Here is a 22,089-nt window from a genome sequence, read left to right on the forward strand (position 1 = left end):
CCGTAAGAACGGGGAGAGGAGAGGAAGCGCTTCAGAACGGATCCGTCCCCAACCCCGCCACATCCGCCGGCCGCGGCCCCGGCGCGGGCCAATGAAACCGGCGGTCCTTCTCTGCAATCATGATGTCGTTGATCGACGCCTCGCGCCGCTTCATCAGGCCGTGCTCGTCGAACTCCCATTGCTCGTTGCCGTAGGAGCGATACCACTGGCCGCTCGCGTCGTGCCATTCGTACTGGAAGCGCACCGCGATGCGGTTGCCGTCGAAGGCCCAGAGGTCCTTGATCAGGCGGTAGTCGTGCTCCTTCTCCCATTTGCGGGTGAGGAAGGCGACGATGGCCTCGCGGCCCTGGAACACCTCGGAGCGGTTACGCCAGCGGCTGTCCTCGGTATAGGCGAGCGAGACACGTACCGGATCGCGCGAATTCCAGGCGTCCTCGGCCATGCGGGCCTTTTGCGCAGCGGTCTCGCGGGTAAAGGGGGGAAGCGGCGGACGCGACATGGTGGCCTCATCGGTTGGTCGGGGCCGCAAATCTATCGCCGCAGCCGGCGGAGTCGAGTGGCCATCACCAATCGGGCGATCACGAAATCAGATCAGCCTTCATCAGCGTGCGGATCGACTTCGGGATCGGCTGGGCACGGCCGCCGCTGATGAAGGCGACGCGCACTTCGGCCTTGACCAGCACGTCCTCGCCGCGCCGGACCTCCTGTGCGAGCATGATGGAGGCGCCTTTCACCGCGATCGGCCAGGTCACGACGTCGAGCACGTCGTCCATCCGCGCGGGCTTGAGGAAATCCAGGTGCATCGAGCGCACCACGAAGGCGAAGCCGGAATCCTCCGTTTCGGGCTGCTCGAACAGCGCCTGCTGCTCGGCGCCCATCAGCCGCAGATGATTGGTGCGCCCACGCTCCATGAAGCGCAGATAATTGGCGTGATAGACGATGCCGGAAAACTCTGACTTGACGATATCGCAACAAAAGGCCAACGCATTGATTTCATTGGGTCGCTGGAGCGTTAAAGCGTGAACGAAAGGCAGATTTATCTGTGCTCTTCCATAGCAAGCCTCAGAGCCTTTGGGATGCGCTGCGCTTTTCCGCCTGAGATAAACGCGACCCGTACACGCGCCGAGACCAAGAGATCACCCCCGCGCCTGCACTCCTGCAGCAAGGCAATCGACGCGCCTCTCACCTCTTGCGGGACCGTGACAATGTCAAGCAGGTCGTCCAAGACTGCCGGTTTTAGAAAATCGATTGTCATCGAACGGACAACGAAGGCGAAGCCCGGCGCATCGTTCCGCGTTTCCTCGAGCAGCGCTTGCTGATTGGTGCCGAGCAGGCGCAAGTAATTCGTTCTGCCACGTTCCATGAAACGCAAAAAATTCGCGTGATAAACAATCTGGCCGGAATCGGTATCTTCGAAATAGACGCGGACCTGCATGTAATGCCGTCCGTCTCGAATTTCGCCGTCAAGAGAGAGTGTCACAGCGCGGTTTCCTCTTATTGCGCGTACAGGGACCCATGGTCTTGCACAGAGGCGGTTTTCTGAGCAATCGTCTTGAGCTTGGCTCCTGCTGCCGGAAGCTGAGGCAACCGCCTGAATGCGGCAGGCGTCGCGCTGCTGCCATCGACTTCGGATGAATATGTCGGAGATCTATCGTCAACGCGTACCCGGCTTGAGGACGACGTTCATGAATGCGCCTCCGGCTCATGAACCTAGGCGAGCCAGTCCTTCGCCGCAATCGCTGAACGAAAAATCGCCGAGGCCGGCGAGGCCGTAAATGGCCTTGCCCTTGGCGATGGCCTCGTGCTCGCTGCTGGCGAGCACGAGGGTTTCGTATGTCATCCAGCTTTTGAAGCCGACGTCGTAGCCCCGCGTGGCGGCTGGGCTCATTGCCCCGCCTCCGCGTCGGCCTTGGGTTCGCGAACCACGAGGCGGCCGTTCAATGGCAGGCAGCTCAACTGGATGTTGAAGCCCTTGCCGTCCTGTTGCCAGGCCGCGCGCCGATCTTGGTCCAGAAGGGTCTACAAGGCGACAAAAGCAGAAGAGCGCCTCAACTCGTCTCAAGTTCATTTCGAGCTCTGGACCAGCGGCGGCTTCACAGATGCCGCAATCGCTGTTCTTGAAGCTGCTCGATCCACGACCAAGCGTTACAACATAGGCTGGAAATCCGGCAAGGAGGTCCGCGCCGAGCTCGCTCGCACAAGCTCAAGAGTACTTTGCCGCTACGGCGATCAAGGAGGCCGATCTCACGTTGAGCGAAGTAAAGCTCGGGCCGGCCAGCTACGGGATGGGAGACCTTATCCTGAGCGGGACTGTAGCGAACGACCAACGACGCCTTGGCCACCATCTTTTTCCAAGTAATCCTCACGGACTGTCGGGAAGCCACTTGTCGCGTTGTCGGTCAGAAGGACGCCTCGGCATCAGTTTCAGTCCCGCCCAAGCAGTTACGTTCCTTCAGCTCGTATGCGATACGCTTTGAAAATCTCCCCCCTGTCTCCGCGGCGAAGCGCTCCTGGACGTATCGGATCACTGGCCTGCGGGCCGGGTAACTCCGACTCTATGTCAGGCTATCGATCGTTGCTTCAAGGAGCTCACCCAAGTCGCTGATGACGCCGAGACTCCAGCACGGGCCTCGATCCACGGCTCTTCTCGGTGTGTCATTTCCTCGAGTTGGTCGCCGGAAAGCGGGGCGTAGACCTCGAGCACGGAGTTGATAAAGGCGCGGTCAGCCTCAGTCAGGCCCATCGGATCAAAACCTTGCCGGACATCAGGAAGCCCGACCGACGAATACATCGCCTTCGTCTGAACGAACCGGTCATAGACGGCGCGGCTTAGGGGCCCATGAACCCAGGCCTGAAAACTGTTTTGAGGAAACAGCGGACCACGACCAAAGGCCAGGCTCCAAGCCTGGCAGTAGTAAAGCAATTTGTGCAACTTCAGGACGTTCAGAAATCCGCCGTCCTCCGTAAGCCTCACAATGATGTAGTCGCAAGCATCCTGAATGTTCATCTTGGCCTCTATGACGAAGACCATATCATATCGCGACTCGGCGGTCACGGAATCTAAAGTCGTGCTTTGTCAAGACGTTCAATTGGAGCTGCGGCACGGCAACGCAAAGACTGATTCGCGGCCGCCTCAAGTCGGGGGGCCGGCGCCGGGGCGCGTTAACCTTTTGGTAGATGTTTCATTTTCTGGCCTATTTGAGCGAAACTAGCTCTGACGCCAATTCCGCGCGTAGGCTTCTCAGGCATTGCCGGGGAGAGGGCATCGCTAGAAATCCGACTGACCTCGCCGGCTGCTCACGATCCGCAGGAGGTGGCTGGCGATTATCAACATCTCGGCCGCCCTTTCGGATTCGACAAGTCAACGTTCCTATGGCTTCTTGGGTTCTTAAAGACGCTGACTGCGACCCCGCTGGCCGGATTAGTCGCCCGTGAAGAATTCGGAAGCGATTGATCTGTCGCAGTGATTTGACGCGAGCAAGTATTCGATTTTGCAAGAAAGCCGTGGGTAGGTCCTGGTTTTCTTGCGTTTTTGGATTCCGGATTGGGCGGCTTCGTGATTCCTTTGACGGCGAGATTCGCTGTTGGGGAGAACCCATGAGCCATCCGCGCGACGATCGTCAGGACGATCTGTTTCGTCCATCTCTGGAGAAGATCATCAACCTTCGCCATCCGTTGGTGCGTCTGGCGGCGGAGATCGATTGGGACTTCCTGGCGGGACGCTTCAGTTCGGTCTGTCGCCTCGGTCCGGGGCAGCCACCGTTGCCGACACGATTGGTAGCCGGACTATTCATCCTCAAGCACATGCACAATCTCTCTGACGAGGCGCTGTGCGGGGGTCGAGAACCCGTATTTTCAGTATTTCTGCGGCGAGGTGGTGTTCCGGCACGACTTGCCATTCGATCGCTCGTCGCTGACCCGCTGGCGCCAGCGGCTGGGTGAGGAGCAGATCGCCGCGCTGTTGCAAGAAAGCCTCTCGGTGGCGCATCGAACTGGGGCAATCGAGACCAAAGATCTCGAGCGGCTCGTTGTGGATACCACCGTACAGGAGAAGTCGATCGCGCATCCGAGCGATGCGCGGCTCATGCACCGGGCGATCGAGAAGCTGGTCGGTTTGGCCAAACGCGAGAGCGTCGAACTGCGCCAAAGCTATCTGCGCGTGGCCAGGCGCGCCGCCATCATGGTGGGACGCTACACGCATGCCCACCAGTTCAAGCGTGCCCGGCGAGAGCTCAAATTCCTGCGCACCCGGCTTGGCCGCATCATCCGTGACATCAGACGCAAGATCGAGGGCGACCCTGCGCTTGAGGATCGCTTTGGTCCGCTGCTCGATCTCGCCCACCGGGTTCGCCATCAAGAGCAGCGTCAGCGCGGTCCCAAGGTCTACTCGTTGCACGCCCCCGAGGTGGAGTGCATCGGCAAAGGCAAGGCCCGGGCACCTTACGAATTTGGCTGCAAAGTCTCGATTGCCACGCCTGCCACCGCGCCCAAAGGCGGGCAGTTCGTACTGCATGCCAAGGCCCTGCACGGCAATCCCTATGACGGCCACACGCTCGGTCCCGTCATCGCCGACCTCGAAAAGCTCACTGGTGTTGCAGCGCGCCGCATCCACGGCGACAAGGGCTACCGCGGCCACAACTATCCTGACCGATTCAAGGTCTGGATCAGCGGCCAGGTTCGCCGTGTCACCAAAGCCATCCGCCGCGAGATGCGGCGTCGCGCCGCCGTCGAGCCTGTGATCGGCCATCTCAAGGACGACCACCGAATGCGCCGTAACCATCTCAAGGGTCGCGACGGCGACCGCACCAACGCCGTGCTCGCCGCCGCCGGCTACAACTTCAGCCTGCTCCGCCGCTGGCTCACCGAACTTTTATGCGGCCTGTTATGGATACTCTGTCGCCACCTATCGCAACCACACCTTGCGTAAAACGGTGCTCAGGGACGTTCTTCACGAACGACGGATTAGCTGTCAAAGTCACCGACGGCTTTTTCCTCGTCGGACTGTCAAACGTCGATGCCGACCGCTCCCGGAACTACAGCTGCTGAACGACCGCTCTTGGTTCGACATGCCGCTCCAATACAAGACGCAGCGCCGTGCCATTTTAGCGATCGAGAAGGGACCGTCAGGCGCGGACGTCTTTGCATCCGCCTTTTCGGCATGGGGTCAACCGGTAACCCCTGTCGAGAGCAAGCCGCCGGCCGCACCCCCGGTCAGCCCACAAACGTTCCGCTCACCGGTCGTCTTCCCAAAGGACGTTTCGCCCAGCTACTCGTCGGAGGAACCCGGACAAGCTCGAATGCTGACTTGTCGCGATCAGTATGTGGCCAACAAGGCTACCGGTTCGAATGGAGGCATGCTGTGGATCCAAGACAACGGTGGCTACTACGCGGAATGCAATAAACGCTAGAAGGGTTGCCCCCTCAGTAGCGTGGCGTGCGTGTGCCGAAGGTGCCATTGGCCATACAACCATGAGGTCAGGCCGATGTCGAATCCAAGAGTGAGTTAAAACATTGAACCTTGGTCAATATCGTCTTGGCGCACCACTCCGTTGATGAGCCATGTGTCTTGATGGAGTGAGTGGGTACCCATCGCCAAGAGCATTCCTTTCTCCGGATACTCTTTCCCGAACACTCGCTCCATGTCGGAAAGCGCTCGCTGATCACCATAGTCGCGCGACCAATTATGATACGTGGCCTCGATTTCCCAATCCTGACACGTACCTTCGCGAATACCGTCGTCAGTTCGGTAGCGATATTTGAAATTATACGGACAGGGATTGTAGTTGTTGGTCACTTGCTTCGCGAAAAGGTCATCTTGCGCGCGGATTGAATCGAATAGCTCTTTTTCCACTTTGACTTCTGCTGCATCCTTTTTTTCGATCTTGAATGCAATGATCTCGGGCCTGAGAAGCGCAAAGCTTCTGCCGGCCTCGCGTTCCCGCGCCAAGCTTGTCACGACGGCCTTTGCAAGAAACGCCGCTCGCTCCGATTTCTTCAGCTTGCCGACAATCTCGATTGACTGCTGATCCACTCGGCGGCTCTCGACCCGCCTATCATCGTTAGGCAGTCGCCAGTTGAACCTTATTCGATCCCAGCGGCCAAATTTTTTCGACTGCTCGAGCGTTCGAAAGGACACCGGATACAATCTGAGCCAATTGCCGTATAGATCGATCCCAGCACAGCAGACCGTTTCACCATGACGTCGGCCGACCTGCGGCGCCGCCTTCACCATCACTATTGCCTCGGTGCTACCCCATGTGGGCGGGTGTCCTGTCATCGGAGGAAATTCGGCCCCTCGGCACTTTGTGACCGGCTAACGGTGCTGCGCTCAAATGAACAAGCTTAAACTTACCGCGCCTCACCATCGAATCAGCGACGATGCAGCGGTGGCAATTGGTGTGATCCTGTTCAAAGCAAAGCAAACATGCAACGGATTTCGAGGCGGCCGAGAGAGCATCAGTTAAAGCTTGCTGCGCCGCAGTAGTCATCATGTGTGCCGCGAATATTCGGCGGAAATCAGAAAACCGGCCCTCCCGGGCGGCCGTCCGCCCGGGCTTCGGATCGCCAAGCCCCTTAAGGTGCAGATATTGGATACCGGCTTTATCCAATCCCTGCGCAAGGGCAGTTTTCGAGAAGCCCGGTTTGCGCGAAATCGGCACGTCTCGGACGTCGATCAGCAGCTTGACGCCATTTTTCTGAAGGCTCGCGAACAGGTCGGATGGCTTGCAACCTTCGTATCCAACGGTGAAAAGTGTCGTCATGTGCGTGCTCTCCTACAGTGCTTCCACCATGTTCGCCAAAGGTTGACAACCCGTGAGGATGATTGCCGCATGCCCATAGATGCCATGCTGGTCGACATCAATGCAGGGACGGCCCTTCGGCGGCTCGGCAGTGCTGCTCCTGCCATTCTTCGACAGTGAGAGGGTGGCGCCTCCCGCCATCGTAGAGCACCGCGTGCCCTCTAAATGCGACATGCGCGAGGCCGTCCCTCAACCAACCCTGGACGGTTTCCGCGGTCGGTGGCTGTTCGCTCCCTGGTATGGGGCAGGTGGCTACAATGACGTGGGGAGTACCGGGGCGGACGTGCTCACCCTCGAGCTGCTGGAGAGGAGCAACAGTATAGCGGCGCCGAAGGCGGGATGCGGGGCCGAGTGCCGTCCGCAAGGAACATCTCGCAATCGCAGAAAACGCTTGGGAGAGATATAGCCAGGAAAAAGATTGTTTATAGAGAGATATACAACCGGTCTCCCATAGAGCAAAATTGGCCTCACTCGCATTGATCGTCCGGGAATTCCGGGTCTCTCAAAAATCGCTTCGAGGCCATCATGATCAAGTGCCGTATTCCGGTTTTAGCCGTATTGAGTTTTTTTTACCTCGTGTGTTCACCGGCATGGCCGCAGGCGCCCGCGCCTCTGGCCCTTGCGACCCAAGGAAGTCAAAGTCCCGACTTGGGTGCAGCAGATCCTGTGCAGGTTGCAACGGATATCTTCTTGGCCTTTGGATCCAATGACTTAACTGCTTTCAGGCCGGTTCTTGAGTCAAAGATATTCGAGCATCTGTCGGTGAATGGCGACAAGCTTTCCGAACAAGTCCAAGACTTGTCCTTGCCCCGAAAAGCCTCAGTCATTGCCAGCGGGTACGTGAAACCAAGGTACTTTTTTGAAGTAGAGCTGACTCATGACCTGCTGCGCGGTGATCCGGGCGCAGTTGTCGCCGCTGGAGGCCAACGGAGCTATTATCTCATCGGCTACAATACGGAGGTCGGCCTGATAGACGCCTTCGCTTTCCGAATCGACTTTCGAATCTTCGAAAGTAACCGACCAAATCTCGCATTTGGGAGTAATCTGCGGGAAGAGCCAATGGTTAGTGCAGGTGCCGCGTTAGCGACAGGCCCAGATCCTGATCCGCGCATGATCGACTTTTTGTTTGCGACGACGAGAGCACGTGAGCAGAAGTCGTTTAGCGAAAAGCGAGGCACAACCATCACATTCGGCGGTCTTCGTGTTAGGATTCCGGACGACCACAAGATGGGGAACGTACGGGTCCCGAAAATCCGCGAGGCACTCATCGGAACTTATGAAGAGAAACTCGATCCTGGAAAGCACTTTGTAATTTCTAGGCAAGGCGTTATCGGAAAGCCTACGTGGTCTGATACGGCTAAGGCGGCGCGCACTACCGAAGCGCTCGTGTTTGTACACGGCTTCAACAACACTTTTGACGATGCCGTATATAGAGCCGCTCAGGTCTTCTGGGATCTCCAGTACAAGGGCTTGCCTGTTTTGTACTCGTGGCCTTCTTGGGGTAACGCGAGAAACCCGCTCGATTTGGCGCGGTCTTATCTCTACGATCGAGATAGCGCCCTGACTGACAGCGATAGCTTTCTAGAGCTTCTCCGATTGCTTCGTGATGAGCTTGGGATAAGGCGGGTAAATATTGTGGCCCACAGTATGGGCAACTATCTTGTGCTGAATGCGCTTCGAGGCCAAGCGTCCTCTCAGGACAGTAAGAAGTTCGGTGAATGGATTCTGGCCGCGCCGGACGTCGATAAGGACCAGTTTATGCGGTTCGTTCCAGGCGTTCAGGGGCTGCTCACTGGTGTGACGTTGTATGCATCGGCTTCAGACAAGACACTTCTGGCATCTATGAAGGCGGCAAGAAACGTGCCGCGAGCGGGATATGTGTATGGTAAGCCGCTAACGTTGCCGGGAATTGATTCAATCGACGTCACCAGAATGGGCGACGAGTTGTTTGGACTGAACCATGACACGTTCGCCACCAACAGGTCATTGATCGATGACATGGGATTGCTGCTCGATGGTGTACGGCCACCAAACAAGCGGCTTCGGCAGATCATACCGGTACCGGCCAACCCGCCGCCGCCCAAATACTGGGAGTTCGCTCCGTAGTGGGAAAGCGGCCATGCGCATATTCTCGTGGAATCTGCTTCGTGGCTTCGTTGTTGGTAGTCTGCTGATCACGTCCGCGGTGGTCAGAGCCGCGACAATAGACGTCACATTTCCGGATCGAGCGCCCGACGCAGTGGGCGCGATCACCATCTCTTTGACCGGCTTTATCGAGACGGAAGATGGAGACATCTTCCTGAAAAAACTGGCAGCGGCAAAAAAAGCCCTGTTCGAGAAAGACAATCCGGATCTTATTTACGAGATATCAGGTCCCAGCTATTTGCAGATTCGGCTCGAATTGGACAGCAAGAACGGAGGCGAACTCTCTGCGGCCTTAAAGATCGCCGCGGCTGTTAGAGAGGATGGGATAGCGACGGTGGTCAAGAAGGGAAGCTCCTGTGTGTCCGCATGCGCGTTTATCTTCCTGGCAGGCGAGAGCCGCGTTCCATATTCGGACGTGACCAACCACCGAATTCTGCAGCCTGGAGGATTTGTCTTTTTTCATTCTCCGCATCCCCAACGGCGGCGACCGGGAACGTTTGCCGAAGGCAGAAAAGCAGTTCGAGAAATGCTGCGTGTTCTTGGTCCTCGGCTTCCGCCTCACCTTGCCGTTGAGATCCTCCTGAAAGAGCCCCATGAGTTCCTATCAATCGATACCGTTGCGGACGCAATCAAATGGAACGTCGATCTCGAAAAGATTCGCGTTCCCTGGCCGCGGCGATCCGGCTTTCTTCAAGCCTGCAGAAATTATCTTGTGTTCAAGAAAGGCAGACCGATCGACGATCTGACTGTCGGGGTCAAGGAGCCAGAGAAGCCGTCAACACCAGACTTCGGCCTTCAAGATGACAGGCCGCTTCGCGCTGATGACAGAGATCCCCTGACGAAGCTGGAAGCCTCCTTGTTACCAGAGGAGAGTCCTGAGCTTCAGCAGGCCAGGATTGAATTCCGGGCTCCAATGTTGATGCGCATGGTTTATATCGGAGAAGGAGAAATGGCTTCGCAGTTTGTCTTCGACGCGGGAGATATAAGGGGCGCCATTCCATGCACCATATGGAGCGGAAACTATGATCTCCATGTGAGTGAAAGACTTGTTCCGCTAACTAAAGAAAGTCTTGAACAAGAGATGGGGGATGGTCGATCAGCTCCCATACCCTACTGGTACCAATATCCACCGGACACGGAGCTTAGCTCTATAGCGGGAGATTACTAGAACTCGGCCATCTTGAACAAGCGCCCATCGGCCCCATCGTCGTGTAAGCGGAGCACGACCTCGTCCTCTGCGAACGTCGGTGGGGATTTCTCATCAATACGCGGGAGGTCCGAAGCGATCAGCGTCATTATATACTGGATCTTCATCGTACTAGTTTGCTCGCGTACGACCTCCAACAGTGCGAGTTTTTTTCGATCATCAAGAGCTTCAAAGATACCGTCATGGTACACGAAGTGGAAGAAACCAACGTCCTCATAAACCTTTAGCAGCGCCAAGTCGAAAAGTGCGCAAACCAGCTTTTTGTAGCTGGTCCCCTCTCCCTGGCTGGACGTCTTCCCGGTTTGCCCTGGGGTCCCGAGACCGATGGTGTAATCGAAATTACCGTTTGAGTTTACATGGAAGTAGAAAATGCCCTCGTGACTAAGCACTCGCTGACAGTAAGCGTTGAAGACGCGGCTGAAGTTTTCATAGATCGGCGTCGGCCTAGCAACCATCGCCTTGATTTCATCGACTACTCTGCCCCGCTCCCGCTCGCTCTCACGCACCTGCAGCGCGGTGGCCGCCACCACTTCAAGCTTCTTGCGTTGCTCATCGAGATAGACAAGTTGCGCTTTCTGCTCGGAGAGTTCGCGCTGCAAGGTTTTGAACTTATCAAACGTGTCTGTGCTGCGCAGAACTCGAAGTTGCTGCTCGCGCCGTTGATCCAAGCTGGTCTTGCGAGACTCTAGCTCCACCCGCTCCTTGTCGAGCGTTGTCCTGCGGGTTCTCAAGGCGGCGTTTCGTTCGCGAGTGACCTTCTTATTGAAGTCCACCAGGTCTTCGTATTGCTTCTTCACCTGACCGGCGAACAAAATATTGGATTCGGAGAATATGGTTGCGACCTCGTCCAGATCGAACCGGTCCTTATGCTCCATCGCCACATCAATCTGCCTAACATCGTAGTTGATGTTGTAGAGGCGCTCGTTGATATCTGAGATTTCACCCTCAACCTCATCGACGAGGTTTTTCATGATACGGCGCTCTTCAGCGTCGAACTCAAAGGCGTCAAGCTGAGCCTCAAGTTCTTCCACCTGCTGCCGCAAGACAGAGATTTGCGCCTGGAGCTTTGGAAGGTCCTCTTCCCGGTACTGGACTTCTGCCGCCTGTTCAGCCTGGCGCTGCTTCAGCGCGCCGATGGAGTCGTCAAGCTCGTACTTGCGCTGCACCGGCGATTCACTAAAGCCGAAGAGGTGAGCAACGAACGGCTTCCAGTGTGCGTCCTTACCCATTTGGAACTTCTGTAACTGAAGCTCATCGCTGAAATCACCTTGGGCCCTCAAGAAATACGTGATGGCCATTCGGTAGTCGTATGGCTTTAGGACCTTCAAGTCGAGCCAGCCGTCCAGCAGCTTGACGGCCTCCTCGCGACTCAGCTCGGCGTGATCCCATTGGTCGTCAGGCAGGTCAACCAACCGCCTGCCGCTCTCGGCGTGCTTTGTCAGAGCAACTTTGTTGGGGTTGTCCGCACCCCGTCGAATGGTAGCAAACTCACCTGAGTTTAGGGCTACCTCGATAAAAAACTGATAGCCAGCAAAGCGGTCTTGATGCTTGACCAGAAACTGCTCCGGAGCGGTGCCCTTGAGCATTAGAAATTCGATAAGATGAAGAAGGGTGGTCTTGCCGAGGTTGTGGGAGTCGCGCTTCTTGTCCTTAGGCTTCTTAACATCGCCAAAAATGACATTGAGACGATCAGCATGCTTGCCGAAATTGAAATCTATCGGATGAAAGAGGTCATCCTTATTGGAGTAAATGCGACTGATCTGCATGTCAGTTCGCCCTGTACTCTATGACGTCGTTTTTTGCGTGATATTCAATCTTGCCCATCAGGTATAGGAAGCTTAGTGCAGGCAAAAATGTGATTTCTCCATCCCCGCCGACGCGCCTGATGACAATGCCCCGCAGACGCTCGAACTCCATCACGCCGCGCTTCTTAAGCTCACGGAGCATGATGGCCGCGATTCGCAGCACGGAGACATCCAAGTTGAGGTGTTTTCTAGGCGTGAGCATTGTCGGTCATCGGTGTTGTTGGAAGTTTTTTCGATCCGATGTCGCAGTTGGCATACATGTAGTGAAGCATCACGCTGATCATACGCCGCTTGCCCTTCAAAGCGACACGTTTCTTTTGAATCTCCTCAATTAGAAAAGCAAAGACGCTATCAAAGGTTTCAAACTGCGGGCGCGCGGCCAAAATCTTTTGCTTCAGCTCGTCAGCGCTATCGTGATAGAGAGCGGCAATCTCCGTATTCCGTGGATTGCTCAAGAAATGGTCTATCCGCGAAAAGTGCGGGAATGAGTTATTCACGATGACCTGGTTATAGTAGTCATCTGAAAGTCCGTTGATCTTGTTTTTCTCTTCTCGCAGCTTGAGCTTCTCAAAGTCGCGCGCGCTGTTGAAGGCGCTCATCACCGAGCCATCAGCATAGTCGTGAACGGCACCGATAACCTCAATGAGGTCGTCAGGCTCAAACCGGAATGGGATTGTGTCCTTCCTGTTCGGCAGCCACTCTCGGAGTTGCTGCATATCATCCAGCGCAGTATTCAAGCGTTCGATCCCGATGATATGAGCACTCTTCACGCCAAGCGCCATAAGACCAGCTATCAGCTTCTCGTCGGCGCCGCCGGTATAGCGGCGGTTGGTGAAGACCATGTAGTGGTCACACAATCCTTTCTTCCCCAGCCGTTTGATTTTGGCATGCTCCTTTTTCAGGAGCCGCTCAAAGTCCTTATCCGAGCACGACTTGTCGAATACGGCGACGTGCTTCGCCTGGAGTACGACATCCCCCTCCAAAGGCTGCGTGGTACTGGGAAAGCACTCAGCCTTGCCATTGAATTTTCCGTCACGACCTCCGTCGCGGCCTGGCGCGAACGGTGTGACGCCTTCCCCGAGCCACTTCACGCAGATCTTGACGACAAGCTCTTCAAATTCGCTCTCGCTAAGTTCGTAAAGGCGGTAATCGCGGCGCATATATAACCTTGTTCCAAATAGAATTGAGTGACCAGCAACGTGACGCGAATTTGGGCTCCAGTGCTGCCCACGCGTACCAGTAGGGAATCAATGTGGATAACGCAGTGGTTGCAATACTGACGTAATATCGCCTTCAAGATCAAGGGGAGAGCGCCTGCGCGCCAAAGGCGAACCGCTAAACGGGTTCGTAAGAAAGATCGGGCCCTTCGGCCCAGTAAGAATTTAGAGCCTCCACCAGCGGTTTCGGCGCTTCTTTATGTTGATTTAGGTTCAGACAAAATCCTGCGCCTCAGGATCAACCGGCGCTTGGTAGACCTCACTCAACTGCCTGCGAGGAGCGGGCTTGGCCTGACGCACATTGATGGCGGAAGCATCGAGCCTGTTCTTGATGTGCGCCGCATAGAACTTCTCGATCATCTCCACTGAGGTTCGGCAGTTCTTCGCTATCTAGTAGCTGTCCGCCCCTTCCATCAGGCGCATGCAGATGTAGGTATGCCGCAGGCTGTATGCGGTCCGCCGATTGCCATCCCGATCCAGCTTCAACTCGCTCCTATCAAGCAGGGCATTGAACATCTTGATGTGATTGCCCGGAAACACGTGGTCGGTCGGCTTGGGCAACTGCGGCGGCTCGTTAGAGGGCGGCAGCTTCGCCCGCACCCGCGCTCTGCCCTGCTTCACGTATTTCGCGCGGCCTAGCAGCCGCTCATAGGGTCGCACCGCGCTCGGCATGCTCTTGCAGTAGCCGACGCCCCGCTTGCCGCGCACCTCGATTTCCAGGATGCGCTCGCCGCTACGTTCGTCCTCAACAATGGTCACGTCGCGATGCTGGAGGTTCTTGGCCTCATCCGGCCGCAAGCCGGTGTTGGCCAAGAACAGGACGTAATCATGCAATTGCTCGGCACTCCAACGGTGGTGGATCTGGCTGGCCTTCGCGTGCGCCCGCGTGGTTTCGTAGAGCTGCTTGTATTCCTCGGGGCTGAACCACGGCCGATGCACCACCTTCCCCGAAGTCTTATAAGGAGGAGAGAAGTCCGGCAGGTGCGCGAGCCATTCATGGCGAATGGCAGTCTTCAACACCTGCCGCAACGTCACGACCTCGTCGTGGATAGTGCTGCGCGCGGGCGCCTTGCCGGTCTTAGACGTTGCGATCCGGTGCAGGCGATATTCCTGCACCTTGCCTGAAGAACGGCAACAGGTGCAGGCGAAGCCTGATCTCGTAACCCTGGACCCAGCGCTCGCTGCGCTGGCCCTCGGTGATCACCTCATACTCTTTCAGGAATTGGTCAGCGGCTTGGCGAAAGGTCTTCTCATTCACCAACAGCCCCGCCCGCGCCTTCCCACGAAGACCGATAAACGAGTCCTCCGCAAACTGCTTGGCGAGGGAGAGATCTTCCTCTCCGGTCGTGCTGCGGTGTTGGCGGCCGTCGATGGAGGCCGAACAGTGCCAATACCGGCCGTTTCGCCGGTATACCTGAATCAGACCACCTAGAAGCTCGTGCCTGGCCATCATGCACCTCCACGTGCATTTTAGCGCAGGCAACCAAAAAGTCGAATTTTGTGCTAGGCGCGTGCTAGGCCATTTACGAAAAATTAAAGGGTTAGGCTTTCGCCCAACCCGTTGTATTACATCAGAAATTTGGTTGCGGGGATAGATTTGAACCTATGACCTTCAGGTTATGAGGCCGAAGGTCTGCCGGGCTGGAACCGGTTCGTCCTATTTGTACGCCACAGCTACCCAGCAACCATACCTGCGCACTTGGTTTCTTTCTTGCCGGAGCAGCCTACGATCTTATTGCCCAGACCGATCATGGTTCGGGGCGGAGGCATGCGCGGCAAAGACGAAAAGATTGGGATCGAGGCATTTGGGTCGGCAGGTTCCAGCAAAATACCGCGGGCGAATCGCCGTCGCAAGAACCGTGGCATGCCGCCGCCCGCGACGTTCGATATCGATACGCTGCCGGGCAGCTCTAATTTGACGGCATTTGAGGCGGCCGCGGTCATCCGGCGTACGCCCGGCGCGTTGGAGCAGTGGCGGCGCAATCCGAGCCACCCGCTGAAATGGCGCTACGTCGATGGCCGCCCCCTCTATCGTGTCGATGCGGTACGCGACTATCTGGCCAAGTGCGATAAGACCACTAAGATGCCTCAGCCGCATAATGCTCACGGAGACGGCCGAGGAGCTCGGCCTTGATCGGGTCAAGCGGATTCGTCCGCTGCAGGCGCACGATTTTGCCGACCCGTTTCGCGCCGACCAACTCCGCAATGTAGTCGTGAGCCGCTTCGAACGCCATTTTGCGGATGATCCACTGTTCGTCGTGATTGTAGACCTGATCGATTCCGCTTGGCCTTTGCCCGACACACAGCCGCTGGATTTCGTTGTCGTAGCCGCAGCGAGACATGACGGTTCGTAAGCTGCGCCTTAGGTCATGCATGGTAAACTTGGCAACACCCGCTTCCTTGACCAGGCGGTTGACCATCTTGGTGAACCCGGACATCTGGCCGCCGGTCTTTGGTGACGGGAAGACATAGTCGGACGTTGCGCGCTGGAAGTGTTTGGCGGCCGCGAGCACCTCGTTTGCGAGGTGGGTGCGCGGCACGTCGTGGTGCAGGCCCATCTTGGTCCACGCCGCATCGAAGGTGATACGGTCATCCATGATGTGCTTTCGCCACTCGATCATGGTAGGCTCGCTGCGGCGCGGGCCACCGAGCAGGCACATGCGAGCCAGGAGACCAAAAGCCCCGAGCTTGCCGGATGCATCCCAGACTTTGATGATTTCCTCATCGGTCAGCGCGCGGCCCTTCGTTCGGCGTCCGACCCTTTGCGCGCGGGTTTCCTTGGGCGCGCGATAGCCGGCGAGCACGTTGTGCTCGACATAGCCCTCACCGACGCACCATTCGAGCAAAGTATGCACGTGCTTGCGCAAGTCCTTGGCTGCACCACGCTTGCCGGTCTTGGCAATCTTATCGACCGCAGCCATGATCTGCCGTCGCGTCAGGTCCCCCACGCCGCTCTCGGCGTGATCCTTGAGCCCGCGCCGCAGCGCCGACATTGCTGGCTTCCAGTTGACGACTTGACGTTCGGTCATAGACGTCTGGTAAGGACCATCTTCAACAATGAGGGTCGCGAGCGTGGTGCGCTGCTTCTCGGCTGCCTGTTGCCGCCTCGCCTCGCGCTTCGCGTCGTTCGGGTCCAAGCCCTTGACGACTTCGCCTGCGGCGATGGTGGCGGCCTTGCGGGCGGCCTTCTCATTATATTTGGGCCACGCGCCGAGGGTCTTGCGCTGGGTCCCCCTCACCCCCGGCTTGGTGAAGAGGTAGACCCAGGTCCGGCCGCCGGTGGCGCGCATGCGCAAGGCGAGGCCGGGCAGCTTGTCGTCGTGGAGATAATGCTGCGCCTTACCCGGCGGCAGCGTTGCGTTGCGGATCACCGCATCGGTGAGTGTCAGCTGGTTGGCCGGCTCCGTCATGATTCCTTCCCTCTCTCTGTGCCCCAGTGTGCCCCGCAAGAAGGGCGGTGAGCCTCGAACAGAACCGGGTCTCAGACCTCCCCCGTTTGTGTGCCCCAAGGGAATATCCGCGGCGGGCACAACGGGGGCATACAAAATGTAGTAAGGTCAGGTATGGGCTCTTATAGCCGCAGTAGGCCATAACTCTCATTAATTTAAGGAGTTTTTACACCTCAACTATGGCCGGATTTGGTTAGCTCGGGTCTACGGATTGTGGTTCACACGGGAGAGGTCCAAGGTTCGATCCCTTGTGCGCCCACCATCCATCCTCCTGAACCCTGCCGGTTGCTGACGATCCCCGACGCCTGGCGGCTATCGTCACCCGCCCAAATCAAAAATGTCGAAAACAACCCCATGCACAGTAGCCGACATCAGTCGGATCAATGGATTACGCCTTTTCCGAATCGACTTGCTCCGTCGGGCAAGACAGGGGCATGATGGCAGCATTCGAGGAGAGAGTTCCTGAGCCCGTCATTGCGAGCGCAGCGAAGCAATTCCAATATCCCTCCGCGGAAAGACTCTGGATTGCTTCGCTGCGCTCGCAATGACGGAGCAAGGGACGAGACCGCGCCGGTTCACGCGCACGCAAGCTTCAAGCGGCCCGAGCCGGCCGCAAGGCCGCGTAGAGGCCTACGAGGGTCCCGATGGCGACCAGCGCTGCCGCCAGCAGCAGCTGCAATTCGCCATCATCGGTGGCGCCTACCGACGATACAAGTCTGGTCACGACGACGAACAGAACGCCCACGGAGGCCGCTGCACCCACGCAAAGATGGACGATCTCTCGCGTCAGGTTACGGCCGAGCAGTCCGAGTGCCGTGAAATACATCGCGCACGCGTTGGGGTGAACGAACAAGGCAACGCGCGCGTAGGGACCGTAGGCGTCGAGCAGGGACTCACACCGGCGCAGTGCCGCTTTTGAGGCAACCCGCTGCAACAGCGGTCTGAAAAAACGAGCCTGTCCGTAACTCAGGACGGCACCCACGATGATGGCCAGCCACGCCACGATAAAGACGGAGACATCCGCAGGCTTCGGATTGAGCGCCACGGACATCAGGATGAGGGCGGTCCCGGGAAAATAGCCAAAATACGGGAAGACCGACTCCAGCAGCACGCAGACGAACATGAAGACCGGAAACCACGGTGACCCGGTCGCATCCTGGACAATGGCGTTCAAGTCGAAGAGATCAGTCTTGTACAGGACGAGGTACATGCACATGGCTAGTCCAGCCAGCGCGTAGAACGGCAACGCTCCCGACAGAAACCGTCTCATCCAACCATCGGGCTTTGTTGCGCGGGCACAGCACAGACCATCGATATCAGCACGATCCGATCGACAGAATCTCGATCTCCTGCGTGCCCGCTCCCACGACGTCTCCCACCGCCTTCCCGATCAGCGACCTCGCGACCGGCGAGACGAACGAGATCGAGCCGGCCTTCGGATCGGCTTCGTCCTCGCCGACGATGCGATAGGTCTGTACGCGGCCATCAGGGCGGCTGAAGGTGACCGTGCTGCCGAAGGCGACGGTGTCGGTCGAGGCCGGGGTGGGAATGACCTGCGCGGTGCGCAGCCGTTCCGTCAGATAGCGCGCGTCGCGCAGGGGGACCGCGGACTGCCGGCGCTTCTCGTTGACGTCGTCGATGGCTTGCGCGGCCTCATAGGCCTCGCGCGCCTCTTGAAGCTGCGTCTGCAAGGCCTGCAAGCCCGCTTCGGTCACGAGGTTCGGATGAGGCGAGATCGGCCGATCCGGCAACAGCGTCTCGGACGCGGTTTCGGCGCTTTCTTCCTTGGTAAAGGCGACGCTCAATTCGTAAATCCTGTCGTACTGCTTTGGCTAACGGCGGTGCGTTCGCGCCGCAATCCCCGGGGATCGCGCGTCCGCACCTCACGGGCGATTGCCCGGACTATATCTCAAGCTGGACGAAACGGCGCAGCTTGAAGACGAGGTCCGGCATGGCCTGGCGGAACCGCGTCGCGTTCTGGAACGTGGTCGAGAATGGCGCGAAGGTGATCATCGCGTTCCAATGCCGGTAGCCGTAGACCGTGACCGAGACGCCGGACGCGGGAAAGTCGTCCAGCTTGCGCAGCTCGCCGAGCACGAGATCGGCAATCGCTTCCGCGGGCAGCAATCGCTTGCCATCCGGCGTCGTGGCGACCTTCGCGGGCGGTTCGGCCGGCTTGGCGCCCGCAGGCTCGGCATTGGACGCATTGTCGGGCTTGGCCGGTGCCGCTTCGGGGATGGACGCCTCGACCGGCTCAAATCCATCCGTCGGCGCTGTCGGTGGACCCTCGGTGAGCGGCGGCGGTGCGACGACGTCTGCGCGCTTGTTGCCTCCCAGGATGCTGCTGATCATGGCCACAAGGCCAGCATCCTTCACGTCGTCACTCATTACGTCCCCCGGCTTTGGCCTACTCTAGCACTGCTCCGGCAGATCGCCACAACGTATGTGTGGTCCGCCTCCCGCTGGCCAGGGCCGCCTCCGTGTTGCACCGGCGGCGCGCGCGTCCAATTGCGCCGCGCTGCCGTGCGATCCGTCACTGCTTCTCGAACGGAATATATTGCTGGTACTGCCTGGGCACCGAGCTGCGATAGCGCGCGGGCACCGTGCCGGTGTCGACCGAATGATCGATCTCCTGCTGCCGCGTCATCTTCTTCTTCGCCGGCTTCTTCGATGCGCTCTTCTTGGAGTCGGACGGCTGGCCTGGCGTGTCGGTGGTCGCGCTCGGCGTTGTCGTCGACGCGGCCGGGGCGGCGGTCGTCGCCGCAGGCGCCGGGGTCCCGCCGGCGGCTGGAGCGCTCTGCGCCAGCGCGAGCGGCGTTTGCATGAGAAGCGCCAGCGCTGCTGTCGCAGCCAGCAAATATGACCTTTGCATCAGAACCTCCAAAATAACTGACCCGAATGAGGCAAAGCGTAGGCCTTCGGGAGCAACGTGGGCACGTCCGCCGACGGTAGGCCGGAACCCGGCCGCGAACTGTGGCCGAGATCACATTACTCGCCGCGGCTTGCCTCATCATAGACGCACGTCGAACGCAGCGCCCACTGCGGACACCAAGACAAGCACGACAAAGTGTCGGGCAAGTCCCGGAACACGCGGTTCGAGCTGGTGTTCCACATCCAACCGTTCCCAAAGGGAGACTGAAATGCGTCGCACCATCCTCACTCTCGCATCGTTCGCGGCCTTGATTGCCGCGACATTCCCGGCGGCCCAGGCCCACGCCGCCAACGACAGATATTGCCTGCAAGGCCGCATCTGGGGCTATCCCGGCAACTGCCAGTTCGCGACCTATCAGCAGTGCCAGGCCACCGCCTCCGGCACGTCGGCCTATTGCGGCGTCAACCCGCGCTACGCGTTCTCGCAGCAGCGCTATTACTGACGAATTTGCGGCGTGCGCGCATGACGCGCGCGCCGCCACAATTTTACGAGAAGACGGTCCACTGCGCCGATGGCCCGGCGAACCGACGCTGCGCCAAGCAGCTTGCGCCCGTCGATGACGAGAATGTTATCCGTCATCGTTTTGGGAAAAATTTGCAAAGCCCTGCCGCAGCTTGTCCGCAACGCTCCCTCCCCCCAGAAATCGTCGATGCCTGACAATTGTGATCTATCTCGCTTTCGGCGGGCGTGGTCTAGCCTAGCCTGCATATTCCAGCGCGAACAACTTCAGCTCGATCTGTTTCCATCGCGATTTTCCAGGGAGGTCATTTATGAGCAGCCGCCACAGCATCACTCCGCGCGGCCTGAACGCAACGCGTTCGTCGCTTTCGCAAGGCCGCTTCGGCCGCATGTTCCGCAAGCTCGCCCCGGCGAAATTCGGCCACAACGACGCCGACAATGTCGCGAACCTTTCGGCGCTGGCCGACAAGATGGTCGCCGATTTCGATGGGCCGAAGGACGGACCGGACGCGGAGGAGAGCGGCATTCCCGCGCTCTACACCTATTTCGGCCAGTTCATCGACCACGACATCACGTTCGATCCCGTCAGTTCGCTGACCAAGCAGCAGGATCCCGACGGGCTCGTCGACTTCCGCACGCCGGCGCTCGATCTGGACAATCTCTACGGCCGCGGTCCGAACGACCAGCCCTACATGTACGACGGCATCAAGTTCCGCCTCGGCGAGAAGCTGACCGGCGCGGGCGTGCCCGATGCCAGCGACCTGCCGCGCTTCAAGGGCCGCGCGCTGATCGGCGATCCCCGCAACGACGAGAACAGCATCGTCTCGCAGTTCCAGGCGCTGATGCTGCGCTTTCACAACCGCATGGTCGACGACAATGACAGCCTGTCGTTCGAAGAGGTGCAGCAGCGCGTCCGCTTCCACTATCAGTACGTCGTGCTGAACGACTTCCTGCCGCGCATCGTCAAGGCCGACGTGCTGGATGAGCTGAAGACCGCGGGCCAATACGACCGCAGCAAGCTCGCCCACTATCGCTGGAAGACCTATCCGTTCATGCCGGTCGAGTTCTCGGTTGCGGCCTACCGTCTCGGCCACTCCATGATCCGCCCCGGCTATCGGCTGAACGATGCGGGCAATATGCTGTTGCAGATCTTCCCCGACCCCCACAATCCCGACAAGAACGCGCTGACCGGCTTCCGCGCCATGGGCCCGGGCCGCGCCATGGACTGGGGCCGCTTCATCGATCTGGACACGCGCCCCTATGGCGTCGAGGACGACGACACCAATCCCGACAACAAGAAGCGACTTCAGTTCGCCTATCGCATCGATGCCTCGCTGGTGGATCCGCTGCGCAAATTGCCGCCGGAAGTCGCGTCCAATCCGTCGTCGCTGGCGCTGCGCAATCTCGAACGCAGCTGGCGGCTCGGCCTGCCCTCGGGCCAGGCGGTCGCCAGGGCGATGAATTTGACGCCGCTGACGGACGATCAGATCATCATCGGCAAGGCCGTGGACGAGCCCGGCGCAGGCGATCCACAAACCGGGATCGCAACCATCGCGAACGGCGTGTTCGCCGGCAACTGTCCGCTCTGGACCTACATCCTGGCCGAGGCGCGGCAGTCCCCAGCCGACGTCCCGATCCCCGTCACGGGCGGCCCCGGCACCGTCAAGACGCCACAGCTCGGTCCCGTCGGCGGCCGCATCGTCGCCGAGGTCTTCCTGGGCATGATGTTCGGCGACAATTCCTCCGTGCTGTCGCAGGACCCGCAATGGACGCCGGTGACCGGCTCCGGCTTCGCGCTGAAGGACCTCGTGGCCTACGCACTCGGCCAGGGCGATCCGCTGCACTGAGCTTGCCACGGACAATGACGCGAGGGCCGCCCGCATCACGCGAGCGGCCTTTTGTCATCGCACGCGACGGGGAGAAGCGACCGGATTCCTAACGCGCATAGAGTGAGCTGAAGATCAGTCAGCTCTCGGGCGTGTCCTCATAAACTCGTCACGTCCGGTTTGCTCTCAGAAGGCGACATCGAGACCGACACGCCACCAGTTCGGCCTTGGGCCAATTCCGGACTTATG

Annotated in this window: 24 protein-coding genes and 1 pseudogene; 6 read left to right on the plus strand and 19 right to left on the minus strand. The window is 58.6% G+C overall.

Going from position 1 to position 22,089, the window contains the following annotated elements; all coding sequences use genetic code 11:
• Positions 1 to 31 precede the first annotated feature (31 nt).
• The 5 genes from ACE10W_RS33600 to ACE10W_RS33620 all read right to left on the minus strand — a co-directional run bounded on the left by ACE10W_RS33600 (position 32) and on the right by ACE10W_RS33620 (position 3,007).
• Complete coding sequence (locus tag ACE10W_RS33600; RefSeq protein WP_011089945.1) at positions 32 to 499, minus strand: nuclear transport factor 2 family protein; 468 nt, start codon at positions 497 to 499, stop codon at positions 32 to 34.
• Positions 500 to 578: 79 nt separating this feature from the next.
• Positions 579 to 983 (minus strand): YbgC/FadM family acyl-CoA thioesterase, encoded by a 405-nt coding sequence (locus tag ACE10W_RS33605; protein WP_028172967.1) that lies wholly within the window; start codon positions 981 to 983, stop codon positions 579 to 581.
• A 53-nt stretch (positions 984 to 1,036) separates the two neighbouring features.
• Positions 1,037 to 1,480, minus strand: a complete 444-nt coding sequence (gene ybgC / locus ACE10W_RS33610; RefSeq protein WP_011089947.1) for a tol-pal system-associated acyl-CoA thioesterase — start codon at positions 1,478 to 1,480, stop codon at positions 1,037 to 1,039.
• A 222-nt stretch (positions 1,481 to 1,702) separates the two neighbouring features.
• A complete protein-coding gene (locus tag ACE10W_RS33615; RefSeq protein ID WP_018641664.1) occupies positions 1,703 to 1,888 on the minus strand; it encodes a hypothetical protein in 186 nt (61 codons plus the stop codon).
• A 672-nt stretch (positions 1,889 to 2,560) separates the two neighbouring features.
• The gene (locus ACE10W_RS33620; RefSeq protein ID WP_035665968.1) at positions 2,561 to 3,007 is read right to left on the minus strand and encodes a Panacea domain-containing protein; all 447 of its coding nucleotides are present in this window, start codon (positions 3,005 to 3,007) and stop codon (positions 2,561 to 2,563) included.
• Between the two features lie 590 nt (positions 3,008 to 3,597).
• Here ACE10W_RS33620 and ACE10W_RS33625 point away from each other — a divergent pair.
• A pseudogene (locus tag ACE10W_RS33625) lies at positions 3,598 to 4,927 on the plus strand (IS5 family transposase).
• 576 nt (positions 4,928 to 5,503) lie between these two features.
• On the opposite strand, the gene ACE10W_RS33630 reads toward ACE10W_RS33625, so the two are convergent.
• Positions 5,504 to 6,232 (minus strand): hypothetical protein, encoded by a 729-nt coding sequence (locus ACE10W_RS33630; protein WP_131234201.1) that lies wholly within the window; start codon positions 6,230 to 6,232, stop codon positions 5,504 to 5,506.
• Positions 6,233 to 6,248: 16 nt separating this feature from the next.
• Complete coding sequence (locus tag ACE10W_RS33635) at positions 6,249 to 6,761, minus strand: DUF488 family protein (RefSeq protein ID WP_018641667.1); 513 nt, start codon at positions 6,759 to 6,761, stop codon at positions 6,249 to 6,251.
• A gap of 564 nt (positions 6,762 to 7,325) precedes the next feature.
• Between ACE10W_RS33635 and ACE10W_RS33640 the strand changes: the two genes are divergently transcribed.
• Together ACE10W_RS33640 and ACE10W_RS33645 are read left to right on the plus strand one after the other, a co-directional pair.
• Entirely contained in the window at positions 7,326 to 8,906 is a 1,581-nt protein-coding gene (locus tag ACE10W_RS33640; RefSeq protein ID WP_304548271.1) for an alpha/beta hydrolase, read from the plus strand.
• A 13-nt stretch (positions 8,907 to 8,919) separates the two neighbouring features.
• Complete coding sequence (locus ACE10W_RS33645) at positions 8,920 to 10,113, plus strand: hypothetical protein (RefSeq protein WP_028159538.1); 1,194 nt, start codon at positions 8,920 to 8,922, stop codon at positions 10,111 to 10,113.
• Here ACE10W_RS33645 and ACE10W_RS33650 read toward each other — a convergent pair.
• The 6 genes from ACE10W_RS33650 to ACE10W_RS33675 all read right to left on the minus strand — a co-directional run bounded on the left by ACE10W_RS33650 (position 10,110) and on the right by ACE10W_RS33675 (position 14,624).
• Positions 10,110 to 11,918 (minus strand): DUF2326 domain-containing protein, encoded by a 1,809-nt coding sequence (locus tag ACE10W_RS33650; protein WP_018641670.1) that lies wholly within the window; start codon positions 11,916 to 11,918, stop codon positions 10,110 to 10,112. The genes ACE10W_RS33645 and ACE10W_RS33650 overlap by 4 nt on opposite strands.
• A 1-nt stretch (position 11,919) precedes the next feature.
• Positions 11,920 to 12,120 (minus strand): ABC-three component system middle component 8, encoded by a 201-nt coding sequence (locus tag ACE10W_RS33655; RefSeq protein WP_131234200.1) that lies wholly within the window; start codon positions 12,118 to 12,120, stop codon positions 11,920 to 11,922.
• Positions 12,121 to 12,145: 25 nt separating this feature from the next.
• Entirely contained in the window at positions 12,146 to 13,117 is a 972-nt protein-coding gene (locus ACE10W_RS33660; RefSeq protein WP_018641672.1) for an ABC-three component system protein, read from the minus strand.
• Positions 13,118 to 13,387: 270 nt separating this feature from the next.
• A complete protein-coding gene (locus tag ACE10W_RS33665; RefSeq protein WP_018641673.1) occupies positions 13,388 to 13,534 on the minus strand; it encodes a hypothetical protein in 147 nt (48 codons plus the stop codon).
• Between the two features lie 30 nt (positions 13,535 to 13,564).
• Positions 13,565 to 14,290 carry an integrase gene (locus tag ACE10W_RS33670; RefSeq protein ID WP_011089949.1) on the minus strand — a complete coding sequence of 242 codons (726 nt, stop codon included), beginning with the start codon at positions 14,288 to 14,290 and terminating at the stop codon, positions 13,565 to 13,567.
• Complete coding sequence (locus ACE10W_RS33675; RefSeq protein WP_074077759.1) at positions 14,253 to 14,624, minus strand: hypothetical protein; 372 nt, start codon at positions 14,622 to 14,624, stop codon at positions 14,253 to 14,255. The genes ACE10W_RS33670 and ACE10W_RS33675 overlap by 38 nt, the downstream gene beginning before the upstream one ends.
• A gap of 318 nt (positions 14,625 to 14,942) precedes the next feature.
• Between ACE10W_RS33675 and ACE10W_RS33680 the strand changes: the two genes are divergently transcribed.
• Positions 14,943 to 15,308, plus strand: a complete 366-nt coding sequence (locus ACE10W_RS33680; RefSeq protein ID WP_014492324.1) for a hypothetical protein — start codon at positions 14,943 to 14,945, stop codon at positions 15,306 to 15,308.
• On the opposite strand, the gene ACE10W_RS33685 is transcribed toward ACE10W_RS33680, so the two are convergent.
• From ACE10W_RS33685 to ACE10W_RS33705, 5 genes are all read right to left on the minus strand, one after another.
• Entirely contained in the window at positions 15,253 to 16,584 is a 1,332-nt protein-coding gene (locus ACE10W_RS33685) for an integrase arm-type DNA-binding domain-containing protein (RefSeq protein WP_014492323.1), read from the minus strand. The two genes, ACE10W_RS33680 and ACE10W_RS33685, sit on opposite strands and share 56 nt — an antisense overlap.
• 631 nt (positions 16,585 to 17,215) lie before the next feature.
• The gene (locus ACE10W_RS33690; protein ID WP_028172966.1) at positions 17,216 to 17,893 is read right to left on the minus strand and encodes a hypothetical protein; all 678 of its coding nucleotides are present in this window, start codon (positions 17,891 to 17,893) and stop codon (positions 17,216 to 17,218) included.
• Between the two features lie 46 nt (positions 17,894 to 17,939).
• Positions 17,940 to 18,428 (minus strand): transcription elongation factor GreA, encoded by a 489-nt coding sequence (gene greA / locus ACE10W_RS33695; RefSeq protein ID WP_011089959.1) that lies wholly within the window; start codon positions 18,426 to 18,428, stop codon positions 17,940 to 17,942.
• 97 nt (positions 18,429 to 18,525) lie between these two features.
• The gene (locus ACE10W_RS33700; RefSeq protein ID WP_304548272.1) at positions 18,526 to 19,011 is read right to left on the minus strand and encodes a hypothetical protein; all 486 of its coding nucleotides are present in this window, start codon (positions 19,009 to 19,011) and stop codon (positions 18,526 to 18,528) included.
• Positions 19,012 to 19,156: 145 nt separating this feature from the next.
• Positions 19,157 to 19,495 (minus strand): hypothetical protein, encoded by a 339-nt coding sequence (locus tag ACE10W_RS33705; protein ID WP_304548273.1) that lies wholly within the window; start codon positions 19,493 to 19,495, stop codon positions 19,157 to 19,159.
• A 268-nt stretch (positions 19,496 to 19,763) separates the two neighbouring features.
• Here ACE10W_RS33705 and ACE10W_RS33710 point away from each other — a divergent pair, with 268 nt between their 5' ends.
• A complete protein-coding gene (locus ACE10W_RS33710) occupies positions 19,764 to 19,997 on the plus strand; it encodes a DUF3551 domain-containing protein (protein WP_028172962.1) in 234 nt (77 codons plus the stop codon).
• Here the strand turns inward: ACE10W_RS33710 and ACE10W_RS33715 are convergent.
• The gene (locus ACE10W_RS33715; RefSeq protein WP_131234199.1) at positions 19,991 to 20,215 is read right to left on the minus strand and encodes a hypothetical protein; all 225 of its coding nucleotides are present in this window, start codon (positions 20,213 to 20,215) and stop codon (positions 19,991 to 19,993) included. The two genes, ACE10W_RS33710 and ACE10W_RS33715, sit on opposite strands and share 7 nt — an antisense overlap.
• A 110-nt stretch (positions 20,216 to 20,325) precedes the next feature.
• On the opposite strand from ACE10W_RS33715, the gene ACE10W_RS33720 reads away from it, so the two are divergent.
• The gene (locus ACE10W_RS33720; RefSeq protein ID WP_304548274.1) at positions 20,326 to 21,861 is read left to right on the plus strand and encodes a heme peroxidase family protein; all 1,536 of its coding nucleotides are present in this window, start codon (positions 20,326 to 20,328) and stop codon (positions 21,859 to 21,861) included.
• Positions 21,862 to 22,089: the final 228 nt, after the last annotated feature.

The sequence above is a fragment of the Bradyrhizobium sp. B025 genome, assembly GCF_042257955.1.
Lineage (GTDB): Bacteria > Pseudomonadota > Alphaproteobacteria > Rhizobiales > Xanthobacteraceae > Bradyrhizobium > Bradyrhizobium diazoefficiens.

Excerpts from the sequence above, each read along its gene's own strand:
- ACE10W_RS33600 (WP_011089945.1), bottom strand. The coding sequence starts at position 499 with ATGTCGCGTCCGCCGCTTCCCCCCTTTACCCGCGAGACCGCTGCGCAA.
- ACE10W_RS33615 (WP_018641664.1), bottom strand. The coding sequence starts at position 1,888 with ATGAGCCCAGCCGCCACGCGGGGCTACGACGTCGGCTTCAAAAGCTGG.
- ACE10W_RS33620 (WP_035665968.1), bottom strand. The coding sequence starts at position 3,007 with ATGAACATTCAGGATGCTTGCGACTACATCATTGTGAGGCTTACGGAG.
- ACE10W_RS33630 (WP_131234201.1), bottom strand. The coding sequence starts at position 6,232 with ATGGTGAAGGCGGCGCCGCAGGTCGGCCGACGTCATGGTGAAACGGTC.
- ACE10W_RS33635 (WP_018641667.1), bottom strand. The coding sequence starts at position 6,761 with ATGACGACACTTTTCACCGTTGGATACGAAGGTTGCAAGCCATCCGAC.
- ACE10W_RS33640 (WP_304548271.1), top strand. The coding sequence starts at position 7,326 with ATGATCAAGTGCCGTATTCCGGTTTTAGCCGTATTGAGTTTTTTTTAC.
- ACE10W_RS33645 (WP_028159538.1), top strand. The coding sequence starts at position 8,920 with ATGCGCATATTCTCGTGGAATCTGCTTCGTGGCTTCGTTGTTGGTAGT.
- ACE10W_RS33650 (WP_018641670.1), bottom strand. The coding sequence starts at position 11,918 with ATGCAGATCAGTCGCATTTACTCCAATAAGGATGACCTCTTTCATCCG.
- ACE10W_RS33660 (WP_018641672.1), bottom strand. The coding sequence starts at position 13,117 with ATGCGCCGCGATTACCGCCTTTACGAACTTAGCGAGAGCGAATTTGAA.
- ACE10W_RS33665 (WP_018641673.1), bottom strand. The coding sequence starts at position 13,534 with ATGATCGAGAAGTTCTATGCGGCGCACATCAAGAACAGGCTCGATGCT.
- ACE10W_RS33675 (WP_074077759.1), bottom strand. The coding sequence starts at position 14,624 with ATGGCCAGGCACGAGCTTCTAGGTGGTCTGATTCAGGTATACCGGCGA.
- ACE10W_RS33680 (WP_014492324.1), top strand. The coding sequence starts at position 14,943 with ATGCGCGGCAAAGACGAAAAGATTGGGATCGAGGCATTTGGGTCGGCA.
- ACE10W_RS33685 (WP_014492323.1), bottom strand. The coding sequence starts at position 16,584 with ATGACGGAGCCGGCCAACCAGCTGACACTCACCGATGCGGTGATCCGC.
- ACE10W_RS33690 (WP_028172966.1), bottom strand. The coding sequence starts at position 17,893 with ATGAGACGGTTTCTGTCGGGAGCGTTGCCGTTCTACGCGCTGGCTGGA.
- ACE10W_RS33700 (WP_304548272.1), bottom strand. The coding sequence starts at position 19,011 with ATGAGTGACGACGTGAAGGATGCTGGCCTTGTGGCCATGATCAGCAGC.
- ACE10W_RS33705 (WP_304548273.1), bottom strand. The coding sequence starts at position 19,495 with ATGCAAAGGTCATATTTGCTGGCTGCGACAGCAGCGCTGGCGCTTCTC.
- ACE10W_RS33710 (WP_028172962.1), top strand. The coding sequence starts at position 19,764 with ATGCGTCGCACCATCCTCACTCTCGCATCGTTCGCGGCCTTGATTGCC.
- ACE10W_RS33720 (WP_304548274.1), top strand. The coding sequence starts at position 20,326 with ATGAGCAGCCGCCACAGCATCACTCCGCGCGGCCTGAACGCAACGCGT.